This window comes from Streptomyces sp. NPDC050806, assembly GCF_055586425.1.
In genome coordinates, this window is sequence record NZ_JBVJIF010000010.1 from 422526 (window position 1) to 445310 (window position 22785).

Consider the following 22785-nt stretch of genomic DNA (forward strand, 5'->3'; position numbering starts at 1 on the left):
CCACCCCACCCGCATCGGAAAGGGGCACACATGGACGCCGACGTCTTCCGGGACATCCTGCGCACCGTCCGGGACTTCGTACGCCACGAGGTCGTGCCGCGCGAGGACGAGATCGAACGCACCGACCACGTACCGGACGAGCTGCGCCGCGCCGCCGCGGACATGGGACTCTTCGGCTGGTCACTGCCGGAGGAATACGGCGGCCTCGGCCTGGACATGCGCCAGGACGTCCGGCTCGCCTTCGAACTGGGCTGGACCACGCCCGCGTTCCGCTCCCTGATGGGCACCAACAACGGCATCGCGGGCAAGGCCCTGGTCAACTCCGGCACCGAGGAGCAGCGGAAGCGCTGGCTGCCCGCGCTCGCCTCCGGCACCGCCATCGCCTCCTTCGCGCTCACCGAGGACGGCGCGGGATCCGACCCCAGCGGCCTGCGCACCAGGGCCGTACGCAGCGGGGCAGACTGGGTGCTCACCGGCGCCAAGCGCTTCATCACCAACGCCGACGTGGCCGACCTGCTGGTGGTCTTCGCCCGTACCGACCCCGACGCGGCCCCGAACAAGGGCATCTCCGCCTTCCTCGTGGAGACCGGCACCCCCGGCGTCCGCATCGGCCCGCCCGACGACAAGATGGGGCAGCGCGGCGCCCACACCGCCGAGGTCTCCTTCGACGACGTCCGGCTGCCCGGCACGGCCCTGCTGGGCGAGCGCGAGAACGCCGGGTTCGGCGCCGCGATGGCCTCGCTGACCCGCGGCCGGCTGCACATCGCCGCGCTCTGCGTCGGCCTCGCCTCGCGTGCGCTGGACGAGGCCGTACGGTACGCCGCCACGGCCCACCAGGGCGGCGCCGCCATCAGCCGCTTCCAGTTGGTTCAGGAGCTGCTCGCCGACTCCTACGCCGAACTGCACGCCGGGCGCTCGATGGTGCTGACCGCCGCCGAGGACTTCGACGCCGGCACCGACACCCGGCTCGGCCCCTCCAGCGCCAAGCTGTTCTGCAGCGAGATGGTCTGCCGGGTCGCCGACCGGGCCGTACAGGTGCACGGCGGCACCGGCTACATGCGCGGCACGACCGCCGAACGCCTCTACCGCGACGCCCGGCTCTTCCGCATCTACGAGGGCACCAGCGAGATCCAGAAACTCATCATCGGCAAACAGCTGCTGCGGGAGACGACCGCATGACCCCCGCCGACCGGACCGGGGCCCTCGACGTGCTGCTGCACCCGCGCTCCATCGCGGTACTCGGCGCCTCCGACAATCCGCTCAAGCTCTCCGGCCGCCCCGTCGACCTCCTCAAACGCTACGGGTTCACCGGCCGCGTGCTGCCGGTCAACTCCCGCCGGGACACCGTCCAGGGCCTCAAGGCCTACCCCGCCCTCGACGCCATCGACGGCGACATCGACCTGGCCATGATCATGCTGGACGCGGCGCAGGCCGCCGGCGCGGTACGGGACTGCGCCCGGCGCGGCATCCGGGCGGCGATCGTGGGCGCCGCCGGTTTCGCCGAGACCGGGGAGGCCGGCGCCGCCCTCCAGCGCGACCTGGCGGCCGCCGTCCGGGAGACCGGCATCCGCGTGCTCGGCCCCAACTGCCTCGGCCTGCTGAGCCTCCGCGACCATGCCGTCCCCACCTTCACCTCGGCCCTCGACGGCGACCGGGAACTCCTCGCCGGTCCCGTCGCGTTCCTCAGCCAGAGCGGTGCCTTCGGGACGTTCATCTTCAGCGCGGCCCAGCAGGACGGCATCGGCTTCTCGCACTACGTCAACACCGGCAACGAGCTGGACGTGTCCGTCGCGGAGCTGCTCGACGTGCTCGCCGGCACCGACGAGGCCCGGGTCCTGCTGGCGTACCTGGAAGGCGTCTCCGACGGACCGCGGCTGCTGCGGGCGGCGCGGCGCGCGCACGCCGCCGGCAAGCCGCTGGTCGCGGTGAAGGTCGGCCGCTCCGCAGCCGGGGCGCGGGCCGCGCAGTCGCACACCGCCTCGCTCGCGGGCGAGGACCGGGTCTTCGACGGCGCGGCCCGGCAGTACGGCATCGTCCGGGTCGCCGGGATGGAGCCGCTGCTGGACGCCGCCCAGGTGTTCGCCGCCGGCCGCCGTACGAAGGGCCGCCGCCTCACCACCCTCTCGCTCTCCGGCGGCGCGGGCGTCCTCATGGCCGACGAGGCCGGCACCCACGGCATCGAGGTCGCGCCCTGGGAGCCGGAGTGGCAGCGCGAAATGGCCGCCGCCATCCCGCCGTTCGGCTCGCCACGAAACCCCGTCGACCTCACCGCCGCGCTCGTCAGCGACCCCGGCATCCTCCGCAGCGGCCTCCAGGTCGCCCTCCGGCACCCCGGCACGGACATGCTCGCCGTACTCCTCGGCAACGCCGACGCGCACGCCGACCGGCTCACCGACACCCTCGCCGAGGCCTACCGGGCCACCGACCGGCCGCTGGTCGTCGTCTGGACCGGCGGCGACGGCCGGGCCCGGCGCCGCCTGCGCGACCTCGGCATCCCCTGCTACACCGACCCCGGCCGGGCCGCCGCCGCGCTCGGCCGGCTCGCCGACTTCAGCCTCCGCCCGCCGCTGCCCACCCGCGAACGTCCCGCCGGCATCGATGCCCACGTGGCCCGCGAGGTGATTGCCCGCGCCCGGAAGCAGGGCCGTACCCGGCTGGACGAGGCCGAGTCGGCGTGGCTGATCGCGGCGTACGGGCTGCGCTGCGCGGAGTCCGTGGCGGTGGCGGGCGCCGAGGAAGCGGTCACGGCGGCGGCCGGGCTCGGCGGCGGACCGGTCGCCGTCAAGCTGCTCTCCGCCGAGGTCGCCCACAAGAGCGAACTGGGCGGCGTACGGCTCGGCTTGACCGGCGCGGACGCCGTGCGTGCCGCCGCACAGGACGTACTGCGCGCCGCCGCACGGGCCGGCGTCCCGGACGCCCGGCTCCTCGTCCAGCGCATGGCGGCCGCGGACGGCGCGGCCGAACTGCTCCTCGGGATCAAGCACGACCCGGCGTTCGGCCCGGTCGTCGTCGCGGGCTTCGGCGGCGTCCTGGTCGACGTGCTCGACGACAGCCAGGTGGCCGTCGCCCCGGTCGATCCGCCGGGCGCCCGCCGGCTGCTCCGCGCACTGCGGGCCGCGCCCGTGCTCGACGGGGTGCGCGGCGCCGCCGCGCGCGACCTGGACGCCGCGGCCGACGCGGTGCACCGGCTGTCCTGGCTCGCCACCGACCTCGCCGGCGAACTGGCCGAACTCGACGTGAACCCCCTGCTCCTCGGCGCGGCGGGCGAGGGCGCGACGGCGGTGGACTGCCTCGCCGTGCTCACCCCGCGGTCCGGCGCCGCGGCACCGACGGACGGAAAGGACGATGCATGAGCGAGCCCACCGCAACGCCACCGGCCCGCGCCTACCGCGAGGGGCTGGACCGCGGCGAACTCCGCTACCAGCGCTGCGACGACTGCGCGGGGGCCGTCTTCCCGCCCCGCGTGCTCTGCCCGGACTGCGGCTCCCAGGAGCTGACCTGGGAACGCAGCGCGGGCCGCGGCACGGTCCACTCCGCCACCGTCGTGCGCGGCCGTGACGGCGCCCGGGGAGTCGTCCTGGTCGACCTCGACGAGGGCTTCCGGATGATGTCGCGGGTCGACGGAATCGACCCGGCGACCGTGGAGATCGGCACCACTGTGCGGTTCACGGCCGCCGACGAAGGGGACGAGCGGGTGGCCGTCTTCATGAAGGAGGCACAGCGATGAGCCCGCGAGGCACGGCCGCCGTCGTCGGCGTCGCCGAATCCGACCTGGGCGAGGTCGCGCCGGGCCTCACCCCGCTGGACCTCGCCGGCCAGGCGGCGGCCCGCGCCCTCGCCGACGCCGGAATCCGCAAGTCCGAGGTGGACGGCCTGTTCACGGCCTCCTCGTACCTCCCCATGGCCGCCATGGACACCGCCGAGTACCTCGGCATCCGGCCGCGCCACCTCGACGGCACCAACATCGGCGGCAGCTCCTTCGTGTCCCACCTGCTGCACGCCGCCACCGCCATCGAGCGGGGGCAATGCACCACGGCGCTCATCGTCTACGGCTCCACCCAGCGCTCCGACGGCGGCCGGCTGGTCTCCCCGACCAGGCCCGACCCGTACGAGGCGCCGTACGGGCCGCGCTACCCGATCACCATGTACGCGCTGGCCGCCGCCCGGCACATGTACCAGTACGGCACCACCCGCGAGCAGTTGGCGGACGTGGCGGTGGCCGCGCGGGAGTGGGCGCAGCTCAACCCGGCCGCGTTCGAGCGCAAGCCGCTCACCAGGGAGGACGTGCTCACCTCCCGGATGATCAGCGACCCGCTGACCGTACGGGACTGCTGCCTGGTCACCGATGGCGGCGGCGCGCTGGTCGTCACCTCCGCCGAGCGCGCCCGCGACCTCCCGGGCACGCCCGCCTACTTGCTGGGCGCGGGTGAGGCCAGCTGGCACCGCAACATCTCGCGGATGCCGGACCTCACGGTGACGGCGGCCACCGACTCCGGGCGGCGGGCATTCGAGGCGGCGGGCCTGACCCCCGCCGACATCGACGTCGTCGAGCTGTACGACGCGTTCACCATCAACCCCGTCCTCTTCCTGGAGGACCTGGGGTTCTGCGCCAAGGGCGAGGGCGGCGCGTTCGTCGCGGACGGCGGGATCGCGCCCGGCGGGCGGCTGCCGGTCAACACCAACGGCGGCGGCCTCTCCTACGGCCACCCCGGCATGTACGGCATCTTCACCGTCATCGAGGCCGTCCGGCAGTTGCGCGGCGACTGCGGCGAGCGGCAGGTGCCCGGCGCCAGGACCGCGCTCGCACACGGCAACGGCGGGGTCCTCTCCAGCCAGGTCACGGCGATCCTGGGCACGGAGGCGGCCGTCCGAGGCCGGCGGGTTCAGGCTGCCTCCCGGGGTGCGGGGGAGTCCGTACGGGAGGCACCGGCCCGCCACAGCGGAGAGTAGGAAAGCAGCAGGAGCGCGGCACCGAGCGGGATCAGGTCCTTGAAGGCGTAGGAGAGCAACGAGTCGGCGAGGACGAGGACCGGTGCCCACGGTGCGAGAACACGCAGGGCGGCCAGGCGGCCTGTGAGCAGCAGCTGGCCGAGGAAGAACAGCATCGGGCCGAGGAGGTAGAAGGCGAGCTCGACGCCCGGCACGGACTGGAAGTCGCCCGTCAGCCGGGCCATCTCCGCATGGCTGCCGGCCATCAGCCCCGTCACGATGTCGACGCCGAACTGGACCGTGAGCGCGACGATCCCCGCGTTGCCGGTCCAGAAGCCTGCCGAGGACCACCGGTCGTTCCCCGCCGTCTTCCGCATGACAGCGAATCCCTGCGCGAAGAAGGCGAGACCCCCGAGGAAGCACAGGTGCCCTGTCGTCCAGGCCAGCCCCGGTCCTTTGGTTCCGTCGAGCCCGTCGAGGAGACGGATCACTCCGTAGGCACCGAACAGGAGGGGGCCGTAGAGGAACGAGCGCTGTGTCGTTGTCATGCGTCAAGGATCTGGACGGCCGTTCTCAAATCCATCCGGGACATCCCTGATCGGACCCCGGGAGAGGACCCGGGGGTACCCCTGTCCCGCGGACTCGGCACCGGCCGCGGCGCCCTCACTCCGTGAAGAGCGCGTCCAGGTAGACCCAGGCACCGTCGTGCCGGACGAAGCGGCTGTGCTCGTGCAGCGCGTCCTCCGCGCCGCCGTGCCGGAAGCGGGCCCGGAACTCGACCGTGCCGGTGGTGTGGAACGCGCTGCCCTCGGAGGTCCCCAGGATCTCCAGACCCAGCCAGCGCTGCCCCGGGTCGCACTCGACCCGGGCCGGCCGGGAGTCCGGGTGCCAGGTCCGCAGCAGGTAGGCCTCGTCCCGGACCACGAAAGCGCTGTAGCGCGACCGCATCAGCCGCTCGCAGGTGGGCGCCGCGGCCGTCCCGGCGTGGAATCGCCCGCAGCATTCCCCGTACGTGGCGGACAGGCCGCAGGGGCAGGGCGAGGTGGCGGTGACGGCCGGCGCTGTGGCCTGCCTGACCTGCTTCGGGCGTGGGGTGCGACGGGACATGCGCCCATTGTGCCCGGTCGCGGAGGTACGGCCGCCATATCGTCGAGCGGACGCTTCATCTCGCCATTCGGGACAACGTTACGTGCGGCTTACACCCGGTATTACCGTGGACGGCATGTCCGGACCCGCCAGTGTGCTCACGCTCGTGCTCTTTGCGGCGACGCCGTGGGACGTCGACGACGCGCTCTGTAGCCGCTGACGCCCACAGGTCCGGCCTTCTCCCCTTCCCGGTACCGCGCGTACCGCCTCCCCTCCCACGGAGACACCACGTGACGACCGCTCCCCCCGCCGGGGCGGCCGGGGCCCCGCCCCGTTCCAGCTCTCTGCTCACCCCGGCCCCCACCCACACGCCCGCGCCCACGGCGGAGCCCGCGCCGCCCGTCCGCCGTACGCCCCTCGTGGTCGCCGGCCTCATCGGCGCCGCCCTCACCGCGTACGTGTGGACCGCCAACGGCGCCAAGCCCGGCATCCTGCTGCTCCTCGGCATCGCCCTGGGCTTCGCCCTCTTCCACTCCCGCTTCGGCTTCACCTCCGCCTGGCGGCAGCTGATCGCCGTCGGCAACGGCACCGGGCTGCGCGCGCACGCCCTGCTGCTCGGCACCACCGCGACGCTCTTCGCGCTGGTCATCGGCACGGGCACCGGGCTGTTCGGCTCGGCACCGGCACCCAGCGCGGGGCCGCTGGGCGTCGCCCTGCTGGTCGGCGCCTTCCTCTTCGCCGTCGGCATGCAGCTCGGCGGCGCCTGCGCCTCCGGCACGCTCTTCGCGGTCGGCTCCGGCCAGAGCACGATCGTGCTCACCCTCGGCGGTTTCATCGCCGGCTCGACGCTGGCCGCCTGGCAGTTCGACCTCTGGCGCGACCTGCCCGCGTTCGACCCGGTGCTCTTCTCCGACCACCTCGGCTGGGGCGGCTCCTGGGCCGTGACCATGGTGCTGCTCGCCGTGGTGGTGCTGGTGTCCCGCCGCGTCCAGGCCCGTCGCAACCCGCCGCCGCTCGGCACCCCGCCGTCCGCGCGCACCACCCTGGCCCGCACCTTCCGCGGCTCCTGGACCCTGTGGGCCGGCGCCCTGGTCCTCGCCGTCCTCGGGGCCGCCGTACTGCTGGTCTCCGGGGGAGCCTGGGGCATCACCAGCGCCTTCGCGCTGTGGGGCTCGAAGCTGGCGGGCGCGCTGGGCGCCTCGCCCGAGACCTGGGCGTTCTGGCAGGACCCCAAGAACGCCGCCTCGTACGCGGGTCCGGTGCTGGCCGACAAGACCAGCCTGACGGACATCGGCATCATGATCGGTGCCGCGGTCGCGGCCGCGGCGGGCGGCGTGTGGAAGCTGCACCGCGGCATCCCCGTCCGCACCGCGCTCGCGGCCGTGCTCGGCGGCATCCTGATGGGCGTCGGCGCCCGGATGGCCGGCGGCTGCAACATCGGCGCGTACCTCGCCGGCATCGCCTCCGGCAGCCTGCACGGCTGGATCTGGGGCGCGGCCGCCCTCGTCGGCACCTGGGCGGGCCTCCGCCTCCGCCCCGCCTTCGGACTCGGCAACCCCAAGCCGGGCGACGGCGTCTGCTGACCGACTGACGCACACGACAGCGGCGGCCGCCGGGAAGGATCCCGGCGGCCGCCGTCGTCACCGTGAGTGCGGCGCGCTCACAGCTCCTGGATGCGGATATTGCGGTACGAGATGACGTCGCTCGTACTGTGGACCTGGAGTCCCACATAGCCGGAGGCGTAGCGCCGGCCGTCGGTGCCCGGGTCGTCGTCCCGCGGCGGGTAGAAGGTCTGCCCGCCGGTGTTGTCGAACTCGTTGATCAGCTTGCCGTTGCGGTAGATCTCGTAGTGCTGGTCGACCACCCGGATCTCGTAGTCGTTCCAGGTGCCCTTGGGCGTGACGCCCGCACCGCCGAGGCCGACCCGGTCGAAGCCGTAGAGCGAGCCCGTCTTGTACATGTCGCCGTCCGGGCGGTCCAGGATCTGGACCTCATGTCCGTACTTGATGGCGACCCACTCCGGCCGGGACTCCTCCGGGTGGTCGTGGACGTTGGGGAAGCGGACGAAGACGCCGCCGTTGGCGTTGCCGGTGCCCGGCGCGTCGTCCCGGAACTGGAGCTTCAGCGAGAAGTCGTCGAAGCGCCGCTCGGGGAACCACAGCATGCCCATGCCGTCGACCTTCGTGCTGCTGGTCATCGCGCCGTCCCCGGTGAGCGAGAAGGCGCCGCCGCCGACCTGCTGCCACTTCTCGAAGGACGCCTGCGTCCCGTCGAAGAGGTCGCGGTAGCCGGTGTGCTGGCCGGGCCTGCCGATGCCGGACTGGCGGGCGGCCTTGTTGATCGCCCGGTACTCCCGCTTGTCGATCACCCCGTCCTTCTGGAGCCTGTCCGTCACCTCCGTGACGTGCTTGAGGAAGAGCGCCTGCGAGGACCAGTCCTTCTCGTCCTCGATCAGCTCGTTGATCATGCAGCGGTTGCCGGTGATCCGGTTCGGCACGCCGGTGTCCACCGTGCCGACGATGACGGTCAGCCGCTCGTCGTGCTCGGGGCAGGGCGGTGCGGGCACCCCGCCGCCCGCGACGACGTCGAGGGAGAACGTACGGGCCGGCGAGGTGTTGCCCGCCTTGTCGGTCGCCCGGTGCGCGAGCGAGTGGTGGCCGGTGCGGTCCACGACGACCGGCGCCTCGTACGCGAGGTAGGGGCCGCCGTCGAGGGAGTACTCCACCTTGTCCACGCCGCTCCCGGAGTCGGTGGCGGTGACGGTGACCTCGGCGCTGCCGACGTACGCGCCGTCGGAGTTCTTCTGCCCCTCGGCCTTCGCGGCGGTCTCCGGCGGCGTGGTGTCCTCGGCCGGCGGCTCGACGACCGTGAAGTCCACCGACTTCTCCACCGCCGCGTTGCCCGCCTTGTCCGCGGCCCGGTAGCGCACCTTGTGGGTGCCCACCTCGTGCACCATCACCGGCGCGGTGTACGGCTGCCATGCGCCGTCCCCGACCGCGTACTCGATGGTGTTGACGCCGGACCCGGTGTCGGAGGCGGTGACGGTCACCGTCGCCATGCCGAGGTAGGCGCCGTCCGCGTTCTTCTCGCCGGTCACCGTCGCCGAGGTCTCCGGCGGGGTCGTGTCATCGGTGTCCGGCGCGACCACGGTGAAGTCGGCGGACTTCTCCGCCGCGACATTGCCCGCCTTGTCGGCCGCGCGGTAGCGGACCTTGTGGGAGCCGACCTGATCGACCACGAGGGGCGCGGTGTACGGCTGGAAGCCGCCGTCGCCCACCGCGTACTCGATCCGGTCCACGCCCGAGCCCTCGTCGGTGGCCGAGAGGGACACGGTCGCGCTGCCCACGTACGCGCCGTCGGCGTTCTTCTGCCCCTCGACCTTCGCCGCGGTCTCCGGCGCGGTGGTGTCCTCGCCGCCGCCCTCGGTGACGACGAGGACGCCCTGCATCGTCTCGTGGCCGGGGATCGTGCAGTGGTAGCGGTACTTGCCGGGGGTCAGGGTGACCTCGGCGGTGTGCTTGCCGCCCGAGGAGTCACCGGGGTTCGCCAGGATGTTCAGGCTGACGTCCTGGTTGTACTCCGAGTCGGAGGTCACGAAGGTCAGCGTGTGCGGCATGCCCATCGTGTTGCCGGTGGCCTCGCTGTTCTCGAAGACGATGGTCGCCTTCCCGGCCACGGCGGTGGTGGGCGCCGAGGTGTACTTGGTGATGTCGTCGCCCGCCGTCCAGGTCAGCACCTGCTGCTCCGCGACGGGCGCCGGCTGTCCGTACGCCGTGGTCGCGCCCACGCCGAGCAGCAGGAAGAGGACGGACAGCAGGGCGGTCAGCCGCCGGTTCATCGGGCGTCCTTCCGGGCCAGGTCCGCGGGGAGCGGAGTCGCCGGACCGCCGTGGTACGTGATGTGCCACAGTGCGGACTTGTCGTCGGAGGTGAAGAAGCCGCGCCCGTAGTCCAGGACGTAGAGCGACCCGTCGGGCGCGAACGTCCAGCCCATCAGGTTGCGGATGCCGTCGGCACCGGCCGGGACGATCTTGTCGAGGGTCTCGGCGTGCACCGGCAGCCCGCCGGAACCCACCGTCTTCGGGTCCATGACGACCGCGTGCCGCGGCTGGTCGGCGTCGTAGAAGTCACCGACGAACCACTTGCCGTCCCAGTACGCGGGCCAGGCGTCCTTGCCCGCCGTCTTCGCGTCGTACCGGTAGACCGGGCCGTCCATCGCGGCCTGGCCGCCGCCCTTGAGCCACGGGAGCAGGAACTTCTGCTCGCTCTTCTTGTAGCTCGGCACGCCGTCGGCGTTGCGCGGGAAGTCCGGGCCGCCGCCGGCGGGGGAGTACCAGATGTTGTTGCCCTCGGCGGGCGGGATGTTGACCAGCCCGTCGTTGTTGGGCGACTCGTTCTTCAGGTTGTCGCAGTCGTACCAGCCCAGCGGCTTGCTCGGGTCCGGGAGGTTGCGGTCGCGGTAGGGCTGCTCGTTGCCCATGCAGAACGGCCAGCCGCGGTTGGAGGCATGGGTGATCGCGGCGAAGGTGTCGTACTTCGCCGGGCCCCAGGTCTCGCTCGGCTCGGTCGCGTCCGGGCCTACCCAGCCCGCGTAGAGGGTGTCGGTCTTCTTGTCGACGGAGATGCGGGAGGGGTTGCGGACGCCCATGACGTAGATCTCGCCGCGGGTCTTGCCGCCGCCCTCGTCGGGCTCCTTGCCGGTGAAGAGGTTCCCCTCGGGCAGGGTGTACGTGCCGTCGTCCTCGGGGTGGATCCGCAGGATCTTCCCGTTGAGGTTGTTGGTGTTGCCCGCGGTGCGGCGGGCGTCGGCGAACGACACGCCCTTGAAGTTCGGCTCCGGGTTGTTGCCCGAGTAACCGTCGCTGAACTGGCTGGAGTTGTTGTCACCGGTGGCGATGTAGAGGTTGTCCTTGGAGTCCCACGCCATGCCGCCGCCCGCGTGGCAGCAGCTGTGGATCTGCACCGGCCACTTCAGCAGCACCTTCTCCGAGGAGAGGTCCAGCTTGTTCGTCTTCGGGTCGAGGTGGAAGCGGGAGACGCGGCGCTCGGCCATGTGCGTCTCGCGGTCGATCCCCGAGTGCGGCGTGTAGTGCAGGTAGACCCAGCCGTTGTCGGCGAAGTCGGGGTCCAGCTCGATGCCGAGCAGCCCCTCCTCGTTCTTGACCAGCTCGTCGCCGCCGCCCTTGTTGCCGAAGACGGTGACCTCGCCGGCGAGCGTGACCTTCTTCGTCGCCGGGTCGTAGATGTGGACGGTGCCCTTGCCCTTGCCGATGTCGGGGTTGTTCCAGTCGGTGATGACGGGCGCGTCCGAGCCCTCGCCGCCGCGGCCGATGTAGAACACCCGGCCGTCCTTGGCGGTCACCACGCCGTGCGGCTCGCCGATCTGGTCGTGCTGCCCCGGCTGGTTGGGCTGGGTGGCCCGCTCCGCCTTGTAGTGGGAGGTGATGGTGGCCTGGCAGTCGGCGCGGGCCAGGCGGGTGGTCCACAGCAGTGCGCCGCGCAGGTGGGCGCGGAAGTCGCTCTCCTGGAAGCCGGCCGCGGTGCCGCCCATGCCGGTGTAGAAGGACCGTCCGCCGTCGTAGTCACGGCACCAGGAGACGGGGTGGTCGGCGCCGTTGGCGCCGGTACCCGGCTGGAAGGTGTTCTCCCGTACGCGGGCCACGGTGTGCACCGAACCGCTGGGATTCTCCGCCCAGTTGAGCCACTTGTCGGGGCGCTTCCACTCCAGCGGCAGGCTCTTGGTGGCGGGGTTCTCCCGGTCGCCCACCTCGACGGTGGCGCGCTGCACGGTGTCCGTGCCGCCGGTGGGGCGGGCACCGATCAGGCCGGTGAACCAGGAGGAGTACGGCTCGGCGCGGGCCGCGTCGTGGATGCCGACGAATCCGCCGCCGGCCTTCATGTAGCTCTCCAGGCCCGCTTCCTGCTCCGGGTCGAGGATGTCCCCGCCGCCGGTCAGGAAGACGACCGCGTTGTACTTGCCGAGCTTGGGCCTGGTGAACACCGAGGCGTCGGCGGTGGCATCGACGGTGAAGTGCTCAAGGGCCGGCCCCTGCCGGCCGATCTTCTCGATCGCCTCGATCCCGGCGTTCACCGTCGGCGGCTCCTCGCCCGCCGAGGCGTGGAAGACCAGTACGCGGACGTTCTCCCCGCCCGGCGGGGACGGCAGCGCCAGCTTCGGTACGGATGGTTCCGGTGGCGCACCGGCCAGCGCGGGGGTACCGCCCAGCAGGGCCGCCGCGACGGCCAGGGCCGACAGGCCGGCCGTCCGTCTCCACCGTCCGGTGGTGGAGGTTTTCCGACGTGGTGCGCGACGCATTGGTTCACCCACCCCTCTGAGGAACAGCTGTGAGAGCACAGCAACAGCCGACGAAGCTAGACCTCTTTCGGCGGTCCGCCAATAGCTATGACCGCAAGTCAACAAACTTTGTCCTGACCGTGGATAAACGAAGATCACGGCGCTACCGTTCCGGACGGCTCACTGCCGAGAGCGCTTTCTGCGAGGGGAGCACGATGACCGAGGAAGCCGGAACTTCCGCTGTGCAAGGGGCGTTGAGCCGTCGGCTGTTCGCCGGTGGGGCCGCCACCGCGGCGCTCGGCGCAGTCGGTCTGGCCGTGGGGGCCACGGCCGCCGCGCCACCCGCCAGGGCCGCCGGCAACGTACGCAGGGCCGGTGCCGGCGGCGAGGTCAGGCACCTCAGGCTCTACATGGAGCAGCTCCCCGACGGGCAGCTCGGCTACGGCCTGGAGAAGGGCAAGGCCGCCATCCCCGGCCCGCTCATCGAGCTGACCGAGGGCGACACCTTGCACGTCGAGGTCACCAACACCCTGGACGTCGAGGCCAGTCTGCACGTCCACGGCGTGGACTACGACACCGCCAGCGACGGCACGAAGATGAACGGCAGCCACATCGCGCCGGGCGGCACCCGCACCTACACCTGGCGCACGCACAAGCCCGGCAGACGCAAGGACGGCACCTGGCGTCCGGGCAGCGCGGGCTACTGGCACTACCACGACCACGTCGTCGGCACCGAGCACGGCACCGGCGGCATCCGCAAGGGTCTCTACGGGCCGGTCGTGGTGCGCAGGGAGGGCGACATCCTGCCCGACCCGGACCGCCAGTTCACCATCGTCTTCAACGACATGACGATCAACAACCTGCCGAAGGGGCCCGACTTCAAGGTCACCGTCGGCGACCGCGTGGAGATCATCATGATCACGCACGGCGAGTACTACCACACCTTCCATGTGCACGGGCACCGCTGGGCCGACAACCGTACGGGCCTGCTGACGGGCCCCGACGACCCCAGCCAGGTCATCGACAACAAGATCACCGGCCCCGCGGACTCCTTCGGCTTCCAGTTCCTCGCGGGGGAGGGGGTCGGCGCGGGCGCCTGGATGTACCACTGCCACGTCCAGAGCCACTCCGACATGGGCATGGCCGGCATGCTGCTCGTCGCCAAGCCCGACGGCACCGTTCCCGGACACGACGGGCACCACTAGACGTCGGTCGGGCATCACTGGACGTCAGCCGGGCACCACCGGGCGGTGTCCGCCGGCATGCCCTGACCGGAGCGCGCCTCCCGGCGCGGCATGATCGGGGCATGAGGAGTCCCGTCGGCCGGGTGTCCCGGCGTACCGCAGTCCTGGCGGCCCTGCTCGCCGCGGCCGTCGTGACCGCCGTGCTCGTCACCGTACCGACGGGCGGGAACGCCGCCCCCTGCACCGCCCGGAAGATCGCCTCCTGGGCCCCCGACCCCCGCTTCACCCGGGCCTTCGCCCGCTACGGCGACGACAACTCCCGGCTGGACGACTGGACCGGCGGCGACGGCACCCACTCCGTACGCCTCCCCGACGGCCGCACCCTCTGGCTCTTCTCCGACACCTTCCTCGACCGCGTCCAGCCGCCGCCCAACCCCAAAGGACAGCCGCACTCCTGGCGCGCTCGGGCCGACGGCGGCACGCCCGGCCTGATCCGCAACTCGCTCGTCCTGTCGAGGAGTCCGGGGCGCCCGTACGACACGCTGATCCGCCGCACCCCGGCCGGACCCGCCGGATACTTCCCCGACCCGCCGCGCTCCCAGGGCCCGGCCGGGGCGTGGCGGTGGCCGGTGGCCGCGCGCGTCGAACCCCGCGCCCCCGGCTCCTCCGCACGAGTGCTCCGTGTCCTGCTGTGGAACCGCGCCCCCGGCGAGGGCCCCTGGCTCTTCGGCGAGCCCCGCATCACCGAGGTCGCCACGCTCTCCCTGCCCGGACTGCGGCCGGCAGGCGTCAGCACGGTCGGCGACCGCTCACCGGCCGCCGACCCCGGCGCCCGCGTGCTGTACGGCACCGCGGCCGTACCGTACGGGCGCCACACCTACGTCTACGGTAATGACGCCCCCACGGACCGGCCGGCAGGGCAGGCGTACGTGGCCCGCGTCCCCACCGGCCGCCTCGCCGACCCGCGCGCCTGGCGCTACTGGGACGGCCACGGCTGGCGGGCCGACCCGGAGCGGGCCGCGCCCGTCCTGCGCAACGACGGCCGGCGCGGCGTGGGCAGCGCCTACACCGTCGTCCGGGACGGCGGCACCTGGGTGCTGTTCACCATGGACGCGGCGGGTGGCGGCGGCCACGGCCTGGCCACCTTCACCAGCTACTGGTCCTGTTCGGCCCGGGGCCCCTGGCACGGCCCGAACGGCGCGGTCACCCCGCCCCGGCCGCCCGACCCCGCAGGATCCGCCGAGCGCACCGCCGTCTACAACCCGCAGGCGCACCCGGAGTTCACCGACCGCTCCGGCCTGCTGCTCAGTTACGACGTCAACACCCTCGGCCCGCCCGGCACCGCGGCCACCGGCGCGGTCAACGACGACGTGTCGCTCTACCGGCCGCGGTTCCTGCGGGTCCGGCTGACGACGGATCCCGGCCGATGACCGCCCGAAGGGCGCGGGCCCGGCCGCGCGTCAGCCGTCCCCGTGCCGGATCAGATCGGCGGCGCGTTCGGCGATCATCACGGTCGGGGCGTTGGTGTGGCCCCGGGTGATACGCGGCATGACCGACGCGTCCACCACCCGCAGGCCCGTGACGCCCCGCACCCGCAACGCCGGATCGGTCACCGTGTCGTCGCCCGTGCCCATCCGGCAGGTGCCCACCGGGTGGTACAGCGTCTCCGCCAGCGCCCGCACCGTGTCCTCCGTACCGGCGTCGTCCTCGCTCGTCCGCCACGGCGGCAGCGCTCCGCCGAGGTGCGGGCGCAGCGCCGCGTTGCCGAACAGCTCCTCGGCGAACCGCACGCCCGCCACCATCCGCCGCAGATCGGCCGGCCGGCTCAGGTACGCGGGCTCGATGCGCGGCGGCGCGGCCGGATCGGCATCCGTGAGCGTGACGCGGCCGTGGCTCTCCGGCTGGAGCAGCACGACCCCGATGGTCACGCCGTGCTCGGCCGGTGCCTCCAGGCCGTGCCGGACGAACGGCACCGGCGCGAAGATCAGTTCCAGGTCCGGCGCCGGCAGTCCGGGCTCGCTCCGCACGAACGCGACGGCCTCACCGACGTTCGAGGTCAGCGGCCCGCGCCGGGCCACCAGATAGCGCGCGACGTTGACGGGGGTGTCCGCGCCGGTCAGCGTCACCGGGTCCACCGCGTACCGCAGCACCGGCACCGACAGATGGTCCTCAAGATGGCGCCCCACCCCCGGCAGGTCGGCCACCGGGACGATCCCCAGCGCCTTGAGATCGTCGGCGTCCCCGACGCCCGAGCGCAGCAGCAGCTGCGGGGAGCCGATCGCCCCGGCGCTCAGCAGCACTTCGCGGCGGGCCCGCAGCACCCCGTCCGCCAGCTCCACCCCGCAGGCCCGGCCCTCGTTGAAGAGGACGCGGCGCGCCTCGCTGTCCGTGAGCACCGTGAGGTTGGCGCGCCGCAGCGTGGGCCGCAGATAGCCGTCGGCCGTGCTCCAGCGCCGCCCGCGCCGCTGCGACAGCGGGGTGGCCGCGCAGCCGCTGTGGTCCGGGCCGTTCAGCTCCGCCAGCCGCGGCAGGCCCGACTCCATGCAGGCGTCGAGGAAGGCGGACGAGAGCGGGTGCAGGTCACGCGCGGGGGAGATCCACAGCGGTCCGGCCGAGCCGTGCGCCCGCTGCCCGGCATCGGCGTTGAGCGCCGGCGCCGGCGGGCCCGCCCACCGTTCGGCCCGCCGGAAGTAGCGGGCGACCCGGTCGTACCCCCACTCCTCGCCGGCCGTCGCCGCCCACGCGTCGTAGTCGGCGCGGTGGCCGCGCACCCACATCATCGCGTTCAGCGAGGACGAGCCGCCGAGGGTGCGGCCGCGCGGCCAGTACAGCTCCCGGCCGTTCAGCGCGGGCTGCGCGGTGGTGCTGAAGTCCCAGTCGTACGCCGTCTTGAACAGCTTCGGGAAGGCGGCGGGTATGCGGACCTCCTGCCGGCGGTCGGGGCCGCCCGCCTCGACCAGCGCCACCCGCACCGTCGGGTCCTCGGACAGCCGGGCCGCGAGCACGCAGCCCGCCGAACCCGCCCCGACGACGATGTAGTCGTACGTTCCCGAGGCCGCTCCTCCGCGCGCCGCTGACCGCCGTACCATCCGCAACTCCCTTGCCCCATCGGCATGGTGACCGGATTGATCGCCGAGAGCAGCGTAGAGGAAGCGGGCCGCCCGGTCAGGACCGCGAGGACGGCTCGGGGGCGCTCTGCGGGGCCGCCGTGGTGGCGGGGCTCGGCGAGGCCGTCCGCGGCGTGATGTACGGATAGGCGTTGTTGCCGCCGCACACCAGCGGGCCGACCTCCACGTCCTCGCCGCGCACCGTCACGGAGGTCTCCTCCGGCGACCGGCCGCCCGGCACCTGCCCGTTGGCCGCCGTGCACACCAGCTGGCTGAGCGCGGGCTGGTCCAGCCGCTCCGGGTCGGTCGGCACGGTGATCGTGATGCGGCCGTCCCGCGGCGTGACGGTGACCTTGTCGTGCAGGTCCGGCAGCGCGGTCGTCAGGCCCCGCTGGCGCTCGGCGGTGTTCGGCCCGGCGAGCAGCAGGTCTACGGCGCGCTGCGGGGTGGCCTGGTGATCCGCCGACCGGGCGGCGGCCCGCAGCCCGGTGGACGCGAGGAAGAACAGCTGCACGTCGGCGGGGGCCTGCCCGTCCGACTTCAGCCCGGTCGCCGGCTCCCCGGCGTCGATCACGTCACTGGGTTCGATGCCGCAGCCGGCGAGCGTACCGGCCAGCAGCGCGGCGAGGACGGCGACCGCGGTGCGGGTGCGCGCTTTCGGGGGGCGGCTCATGCGTCTTCCTCGCCGTCGGTCGCGCGGGTTGTGCCGGTCGTGCTGGTTGTGCCGGTCGTGCGGGGCGAGCCCTTCGTACCCTTCGTGCCCGTTGCGTGTGGCTGGTTCGGCTCGCCTCCCAGCTCGCCCTCCAGCTCGTCCTCCGGGGCGTCCGTCTCGTCCGTGCGCAGGGGCAGGTCGATGGTGAAGACCGCGCCGCCGTCGGGGGCGTTGGCGGCGCGCAGGGTGCCGCCGTGCAGCCGTACGTTCTCCATCGCGATCGCCAGACCCAGGCCGCTGCCCTCGGACCGCGCGCGGGCGGAATCGGCCTTGTAGAAGCGGTCGAAGACGTGCGGGAGCACCTCCGGATCGATGCCGGGGCCCCGGTCCGCCACCTCGATCAGCAGCCGGCCGTCCACCGGCGCGCGCAGCCGCACCGCGACCGGCTCGCCCCCGTGGTGCAGCGCGTTGCCGACCAGGTTGGCGACCACCACGTCCAGCCGGCGCGCGTCCAGCCGTGCCCGCACGCCCGTCGGCAGCTCCGCGGCCACCCGCTCCTGCCACGCCCTGGCCTGCAGCGTCTTACGGATCGCCTCGGCGACGTCCACCTCGTACGGATGGAGCGCGGCGGCTCCCGCGTCGAACCGGGACACCTCCATCAGGTCCTCCACCATGCGGGCCAGCTTGCCGGTCTCCTGGCTGATCAGCCGCACCGCCGACGCGGTGTCCGGGTCCAGCCCACCGGCCTCCGCGTCCTCGTCCAGGACGTCCGTCACCGCGGTCATCGCGGCCAGCGGCGTGCGCAGCTCGTGCGAGACGTCCGCGGCGAACCGCCGCGAATTGGACTCCAGGCGGCGCAGTTCGGCGACGTTCTCCTCCAGGTGCGCCGCCATGTCGTTGAACGTGAGGGACAGCTCGGCCAGTTCGTCCTCGCCCTTGACCTCCAGCCGGGTGTCCAGCTTGCCCTGGGCGATCCGCCCGGCGGCCTGCCGCAGCTTGCGGACCGGCCGCAGCACGCCCCGCGCAGCGAACAGCGCCGGGATGAGGGCCAGCGCCAGCACCGGCAGCGCGCCTCGCCGCGCGGCGCTCACCAGCTCCTCGACGTTGGCCTCCTCGGCGCGCAGCGGCAGCCGGGCGTAGACGGAGAGCTTCGACGGCGCGCGGTCGTGCGCCCGGGTGACCGGCATGCCGATCAGCAGCCACGGCTCGCCGTCGCGCTCGACCCGCTGGAACGCCGGAACGTGCCGCCGCTCCACGGAGTCCCGCAGCTCCTGCGGCACCGCCACGGCCGCGTCCGAGCCGTTGTCCGGTACGCCTTCGTAGTCCGCCTCGACGTCCCAGTCCCGGGCCTTGCCCGACCGGTCCAGCTGCCGCGCGAACTCGTCCAGGTCGGCGCGGCTCGGCGGCACCGGCAGGTCCGGCGCGAGCGAATTGATCTGCGCCCGGAGATCATTGATGGCGGTGTCCTGCGAGCGCTCCAGGATCGCGTTGCGGGCCTCGCGGTACGTGAGCGCCGCGGTGGTCAGCGCGCTGACGGCCGCGACCAGCAGGAACGCCACGACGAGCCGGGCCCGCAGGCCGCGCAGCAACTGCCGCAGCCCGGCCCGGCCGCGGGAGCCCGTCACAGCGGGCCGAAGCGGTAGCCGAAGCCGCGGACCGTCTGGACGTACCGCGGGCTGCGCGGGGTGTCCTCGATCTTCGTCCGGAGCCGCATCACACACGCGTCCACCAGCCGCGCGTCGCCGTGGTAGCTGTGCTCCCACACGTGCTCCAGCAGCTGCTGGCGGCTGAACACCTGCCCGGGCGCCGCCGACAGGAACAGCAGCAGCTTCATCTCCGAGGGGGCCAGCGCCAGGTCCTGGCCGTTCTTGGCCACCACCAGCCCCGCCCGGTCCACGACCAGTTCGCCGTGCGCCTCCACGGGGGCCGGCCCCGGCTCGTGCGGCCCGGCGTCGTCGAACGCCGGCGGCGCCGTCCGCCGCAGCACCGCCCGGATACGGGCCTCCAGCACCTCGCCGCGTGCGGGCTTCACGATGTAGTCGTCCGCGCCGGCTTCCAGGCCGAGCACCACGTCGAGGTCGTCGCCGCGCGCCGTGAGCATGATGATCGGCAGCTGCCGGTCCGCCCTGATGCGGCGGCACACCTCGAAGCCGTCCTTGCCCGGCAGCATCAGGTCCAACAGCACGATGTCCGGCCGGAAGGCCGGCAGTGTGGTCAGCCCCTCCTCGCCGCTGGCCGCGGCCGCCACCTCATGCCCGCGCCGCCGCAGCGCGAGCGAGACCCCGTGCCGAACAGCGGCGTCGTCCTCGATGAGCAGTACTCGTGGCATGCGACCAGTATCAATACGTTTCTTGACGGGTCGGTAACAGGTGGTCCGTGCGGGTCGGTGACGGGGCGGTTCGCGGGTCGGTAACAGGGCGGTTCGCGCGGGGCGGTGGACCCGCCCCGGTCGGTCAGCCCTCGCCGAGCAGTTCCGCGAGGCCGCCGTCCACGTCGAGCCGCTCCTCCCCGGCGGGCACCGCCTCGTACGACCGCGCCAGGAAGAGCCGGATGTCCGCCGAGCTCATCTGCACCATCGCGACGCCGTCCGCCACGTGCAGCTCCAGCACCGTCCGTTCGTCGCCCAGCGGACGCACCCGTACGTCCCCGGTGCCGGCCCGTCCGCGCAGCCCCTCGGACAAAAGCTCGCGCGCGAACGCCCACTCCACCGCCGCGCCGTCCAGCGAGATCTCCGGCGGGAAGGACATCCGCACGGCCAGCGGGTCGGCCGGGTGGTAGTGCAGGGTCGCGGGGACCGGACGCGCTCCCGGCGCCGTTGCGATCAGACGGACCTGTACGGCTTGGTCGATGGCGCTCTGCATCGCGGCTGCTCCCTTGCGGCTGTCGGGGTCATGGGCATGGCCGGGTCGGCGCACGGCTCACACTGATAGACGCAGTGCCCGGGTGAGGCGTGCATGTGACAGGCGTGTGATCTATGTCATGTCAGGTGATCTCTGTCGTGTGTGGGGTAGGCGGCCAGGTTCGGACGTCCGTGCTGCTGCAGGCTCCAGGTACGGAATATCAGGTACACCGGGTGAACGATCACCCGGGGTGCCGGGTTCCTGACCCGCGCCCCGTGTTCCGGACCGCTGTCCCGGACCGCTGTCCCGGACCGGTGTCTCAGGCCTCGCGCAGCAGCGCCGCCAGATCGGCGTCCACGTCCAGGAGACGGGACTCGCTGCCCCGGGGCACCACCAGGTACGTACTCGACAGGAAACGCCGCAGATCGGCGGCGGCGAACCGGACCATCGCCATGCCCTCGGCGGCGTGGAACTCCAGCATCGTGTGGCGCGGCCCGCACGGCCAGGCATGCACGTCGCCGTCCCCGGCCGGCCCGCGCAGCCCTTCGGCCAGCAGCTCCCGGCCGAAGGTCCACCTGACCTCGGCGCCGTCCAGAGAGGCCGAGGCCGGGAAGATCGCCTGGACGGCGAACGGATCGCTGCTCTTGTAGCGCAGCCGAGCGAGGACGGCGCGCGACTGCGGTTCCGTCGCGATGAGGCCGGCCTGAACAGCGTGGTCGATGATGTCCGGCATCGTCGGCTCCCTGGTGTCCGGTGCGGTTCCTTGCCTCTACGACATCTATGACGGCGGCATCGTTACGGCAGTGCACCGGATTTCCGCGTGAGCTGCGTCACGGGCTCCTGGAAGGGCGGGCAACTGCGCTCCGTGGTTCCGCTATGGCCCCTCCGAAGCCCGGCAGCAGCCGCTCAGCAAGCGCCGCACCCCCACCGGGCGGCCCGGCCCTCCGCGCCACCCGCCCAGGTCGGACGGACGTACGCTCGGCCGCCTTCAGTAGGCGCGCAGGCACCCGCACGACGACCGGATACGCAGAACGGACGGCGCACGCCGCGGTACATGCGTAGACGCTGCGTAGCTCCGGACCGGCCTACGACCGGTACTGCTCCACCTGGGACGACGGGCGGACGGTCGCCTCGTCCGGGTTCTGCCCGAACTCGCTCTTGGCGCGCCGCTGCCGCAGCAGGTCCCAGCACTGGTTCAGCTCGCGTTCCAGCGCGGCCAGCTGCGCGCGCTCCTCGTCACCGCCGGACTCCTCGGCGCCGATGCGGTCACGCAGCGCCCTCTCCGTCTCCACCATCGCCGAAATGCGCGAGAGGATCTCCTGCTGGTCCATGGGTCACTCCTCACTGGCGGAAAAGCCCCTGAGCCCTACGGCTCACTGTAGGAAGCGGGGGAGCGCGCCGCGATTCGGCGTCTGGCGCCGGGTCCGGGCTTCGGCTACGTTCCTGCGGATCGCGCAGGCGCGGGAGACGCACGGGAAACGGGGGGCGGATGGGACACGCGACGGAGCACGTACGCGTACGGCGCTCGGGCGGGCGGTGGCGAGGCCCGGTCATGCGGCTGGCGGTCGCCGCGACCGCGGTCGTCTGCGGGGCGGTGCCCGCCGCGGCGGCGGAGCACCCTGCCGCTCCCGCGCCCGACGCGCGGAACGTCACGAGCGCGCTCCCCGGCGGCTGGGCGTCGCGGGACACCGGTACGGACGTCCGCTTCCGGGGCCTCGCCGCCGTCAGCCGGCGTACCGCCTGGCTGGCCGGCACCGAAGGCACCGTCCTGCGGACTCGCGACGGCGGTGCGACCTGGCGGAACGTCTCGCCGCCCGGCGCTGACGGGCTGGAGTTCCGGGACGTCGAGGCGTTCGACGGCCGACGCGCCGTGGTGCTGGCGATCGGCGAGGGCGAGGCGTCGCGGATCTTCCGTACCGAGGACGGCGGCGCCACCTGGACGGAGAGCTTCCGCAACACCGATCAGCGCGCCTTCTACGACTGCATGGCGTTCTTCGACACCCGGCACGGCCTCGCCGTGAGCGACCCGGTCGACGGCAAGTACCGCATCCTCGCCACGGGCGACGGCGGCCGCAGCTGGCGGGTCCTCCCGTCGGCCGGCATGCCCGCGGCCCAGCCGGGCGAGGCCTCCTTCGCCGCCTCGGGACAGTGCCTGGTCACGGCGCGGAGCGGCGCCCCGGGCCGGTCCGGCGGCGGCCGGGACGTGTGGCTCGCCACGGGTGGAGCGGCCACCGCGCGGGTGCTGCACTCCGCCGACCGGGGCCGTACGTGGACCGCCACCGCCATGCCGCTGTCGGCCGGTGACCCGGCCCGCGGCGTCTTCGGCCTCGCCTTCCGCGACCGAGCCCACGGGCTGGCCGTCGGCGGCGACTACCGCCCCGGCGAACCGTCGCCCGAGGCCGCCGCCGTCACCGACGACGCGGGCGCGACCTGGCGCACGGCGAGCACGCCGCCGCCCGCGTACCGCTCGGGCGTGGCCTGGCTGCCGTACTCGCGGCGCGCCGCGCTGGCCGTCGGTCCGACCGGCACCGACCTCACGACGGACGGCGGCCGCACCTGGCGCACGATCGACACCGGCTCGTACGACACCGTGTCCTGCACTCCCGACCTGGCCTGCTGGGCGGCGGGGGAGCGGGGGCGGGCGGCGGTGCGACGGGGATGGTGATCGCCGCTCAGGGGGAGAAGCCCGGTGG

19 protein-coding genes are annotated in these 22785 nt (G+C 73.2%); 8 read left to right on the top strand and 11 right to left on the bottom strand.

The genetic code is table 11. The features are described from left to right. Nucleotides 1-30: 30 nt before the first annotated feature. The 4 genes from ACZ6WH_RS31330 to ACZ6WH_RS31345 are packed head-to-tail and all read left to right on the top strand — an operon-like array spanning nt 31 to nt 4950. The gene (locus tag ACZ6WH_RS31330; protein ID WP_469732570.1) at nt 31-1179 is read left to right on the top strand and encodes an acyl-CoA dehydrogenase family protein; all 1149 of its coding nucleotides are present in this window, start codon (nt 31-33) and stop codon (nt 1177-1179) included. Beyond that, complete coding sequence (locus ACZ6WH_RS31335; RefSeq protein WP_469732572.1) at nt 1176-3353, top strand: acetate--CoA ligase family protein; 2178 nt, start codon at nt 1176-1178, stop codon at nt 3351-3353. The genes ACZ6WH_RS31330 and ACZ6WH_RS31335 overlap by 4 nt, the downstream gene beginning before the upstream one ends. Continuing rightward, on the top strand, nt 3350-3727 hold the full coding sequence (locus ACZ6WH_RS31340) for a Zn-ribbon domain-containing OB-fold protein (protein WP_469732574.1): 378 nt from the start codon (nt 3350-3352) through the stop codon (nt 3725-3727). The genes ACZ6WH_RS31335 and ACZ6WH_RS31340 overlap by 4 nt, the downstream gene beginning before the upstream one ends. After that, entirely contained in the window at nt 3724-4950 is a 1227-nt protein-coding gene (locus tag ACZ6WH_RS31345; RefSeq protein ID WP_469732576.1) for a thiolase, read from the top strand. The genes ACZ6WH_RS31340 and ACZ6WH_RS31345 overlap by 4 nt, the downstream gene beginning before the upstream one ends. On the opposite strand, the gene ACZ6WH_RS31350 is transcribed toward ACZ6WH_RS31345, so the two are convergent. Continuing rightward, nucleotides 4884-5477: a hypothetical protein gene (locus ACZ6WH_RS31350; RefSeq protein WP_469732578.1), complete on the bottom strand. Its 594-nt coding sequence runs from the start codon at nt 5475-5477 to the stop codon at nt 4884-4886. The two genes, ACZ6WH_RS31345 and ACZ6WH_RS31350, sit on opposite strands and share 67 nt — an antisense overlap. A gap of 115 nt (nt 5478-5592) precedes the next feature. Then, nucleotides 5593-6036: a YchJ family protein gene (locus ACZ6WH_RS31355; RefSeq protein ID WP_469732580.1), complete on the bottom strand. Its 444-nt coding sequence runs from the start codon at nt 6034-6036 to the stop codon at nt 5593-5595. Between the two features lie 269 nt (nt 6037-6305). Here ACZ6WH_RS31355 and ACZ6WH_RS31360 point away from each other — a divergent pair, with 269 nt between their 5' ends. Further along, a complete protein-coding gene (locus ACZ6WH_RS31360; RefSeq protein WP_469732582.1) occupies nt 6306-7598 on the top strand; it encodes a YeeE/YedE family protein in 1293 nt (430 codons plus the stop codon). A 77-nt stretch (nt 7599-7675) separates the two neighbouring features. On the opposite strand, the gene ACZ6WH_RS31365 is transcribed toward ACZ6WH_RS31360, so the two are convergent. Both ACZ6WH_RS31365 and ACZ6WH_RS31370 read right to left on the bottom strand, forming a co-directional pair. After that, nucleotides 7676-9853, bottom strand: coding sequence for an OmpL47-type beta-barrel domain-containing protein (locus ACZ6WH_RS31365; protein WP_469732584.1), 2178 nt, complete (start codon nt 9851-9853; stop codon nt 7676-7678). After that, the gene (locus tag ACZ6WH_RS31370; protein ID WP_469732586.1) at nt 9850-12330 is read right to left on the bottom strand and encodes a ThuA domain-containing protein; all 2481 of its coding nucleotides are present in this window, start codon (nt 12328-12330) and stop codon (nt 9850-9852) included. Before ACZ6WH_RS31370 ends, ACZ6WH_RS31365 begins: the two co-directional genes overlap by 4 nt. 194 nt (nt 12331-12524) lie before the next feature. On the opposite strand from ACZ6WH_RS31370, the gene ACZ6WH_RS31375 reads away from it, so the two are divergent. Together ACZ6WH_RS31375 and ACZ6WH_RS31380 are read left to right on the top strand one after the other, a co-directional pair. Beyond that, nucleotides 12525-13514 carry a multicopper oxidase domain-containing protein gene (locus tag ACZ6WH_RS31375; RefSeq protein ID WP_469732588.1) on the top strand — a complete coding sequence of 330 codons (990 nt, stop codon included), beginning with the start codon at nt 12525-12527 and terminating at the stop codon, nt 13512-13514. 101 nt (nt 13515-13615) lie between these two features. Then, nucleotides 13616-14923: a DUF4185 domain-containing protein gene (locus tag ACZ6WH_RS31380; RefSeq protein ID WP_469732590.1), complete on the top strand. Its 1308-nt coding sequence runs from the start codon at nt 13616-13618 to the stop codon at nt 14921-14923. Between the two features lie 30 nt (nt 14924-14953). Here the strand turns inward: ACZ6WH_RS31380 and ACZ6WH_RS31385 are convergent, their stop codons facing one another. The 7 genes from ACZ6WH_RS31385 to ACZ6WH_RS31415 form a co-directional block, all read right to left on the bottom strand. Next, nucleotides 14954-16582: a GMC family oxidoreductase gene (locus tag ACZ6WH_RS31385; protein ID WP_469732592.1), complete on the bottom strand. Its 1629-nt coding sequence runs from the start codon at nt 16580-16582 to the stop codon at nt 14954-14956. Nucleotides 16583-16658: 76 nt separating this feature from the next. Beyond that, a complete protein-coding gene (locus ACZ6WH_RS31390) occupies nt 16659-17273 on the bottom strand; it encodes a hypothetical protein (protein ID WP_469732594.1) in 615 nt (204 codons plus the stop codon). Next, nucleotides 17270-18877: an ATP-binding protein gene (locus ACZ6WH_RS31395; protein ID WP_469732596.1), complete on the bottom strand. Its 1608-nt coding sequence runs from the start codon at nt 18875-18877 to the stop codon at nt 17270-17272. The genes ACZ6WH_RS31390 and ACZ6WH_RS31395 overlap by 4 nt, the downstream gene beginning before the upstream one ends. Continuing rightward, nucleotides 18874-19581 (bottom strand): response regulator, encoded by a 708-nt coding sequence (locus tag ACZ6WH_RS31400; protein ID WP_469732598.1) that lies wholly within the window; start codon nt 19579-19581, stop codon nt 18874-18876. The genes ACZ6WH_RS31395 and ACZ6WH_RS31400 overlap by 4 nt, the downstream gene beginning before the upstream one ends. Nucleotides 19582-19705: 124 nt before the next feature. Continuing rightward, on the bottom strand, nt 19706-20113 hold the full coding sequence (gene ssgD / locus ACZ6WH_RS31405; RefSeq protein WP_432860593.1) for a spore wall synthesis regulator SsgD: 408 nt from the start codon (nt 20111-20113) through the stop codon (nt 19706-19708). A 298-nt stretch (nt 20114-20411) separates the two neighbouring features. Then, nucleotides 20412-20825, bottom strand: coding sequence for a spore wall synthesis regulator SsgD (ssgD, locus tag ACZ6WH_RS31410; RefSeq protein ID WP_432860595.1), 414 nt, complete (start codon nt 20823-20825; stop codon nt 20412-20414). A 352-nt stretch (nt 20826-21177) separates the two neighbouring features. Continuing rightward, nucleotides 21178-21423 carry a DUF2630 family protein gene (locus ACZ6WH_RS31415; RefSeq protein ID WP_361561140.1) on the bottom strand — a complete coding sequence of 82 codons (246 nt, stop codon included), beginning with the start codon at nt 21421-21423 and terminating at the stop codon, nt 21178-21180. A 221-nt stretch (nt 21424-21644) separates the two neighbouring features. Here ACZ6WH_RS31415 and ACZ6WH_RS31420 point away from each other — a divergent pair, with 221 nt between their 5' ends. Next, nucleotides 21645-22757 carry a WD40/YVTN/BNR-like repeat-containing protein gene (locus ACZ6WH_RS31420; RefSeq protein WP_469732717.1) on the top strand — a complete coding sequence of 371 codons (1113 nt, stop codon included), beginning with the start codon at nt 21645-21647 and terminating at the stop codon, nt 22755-22757. The last annotated feature ends 28 nt before the right edge of the window (nt 22758-22785 follow it).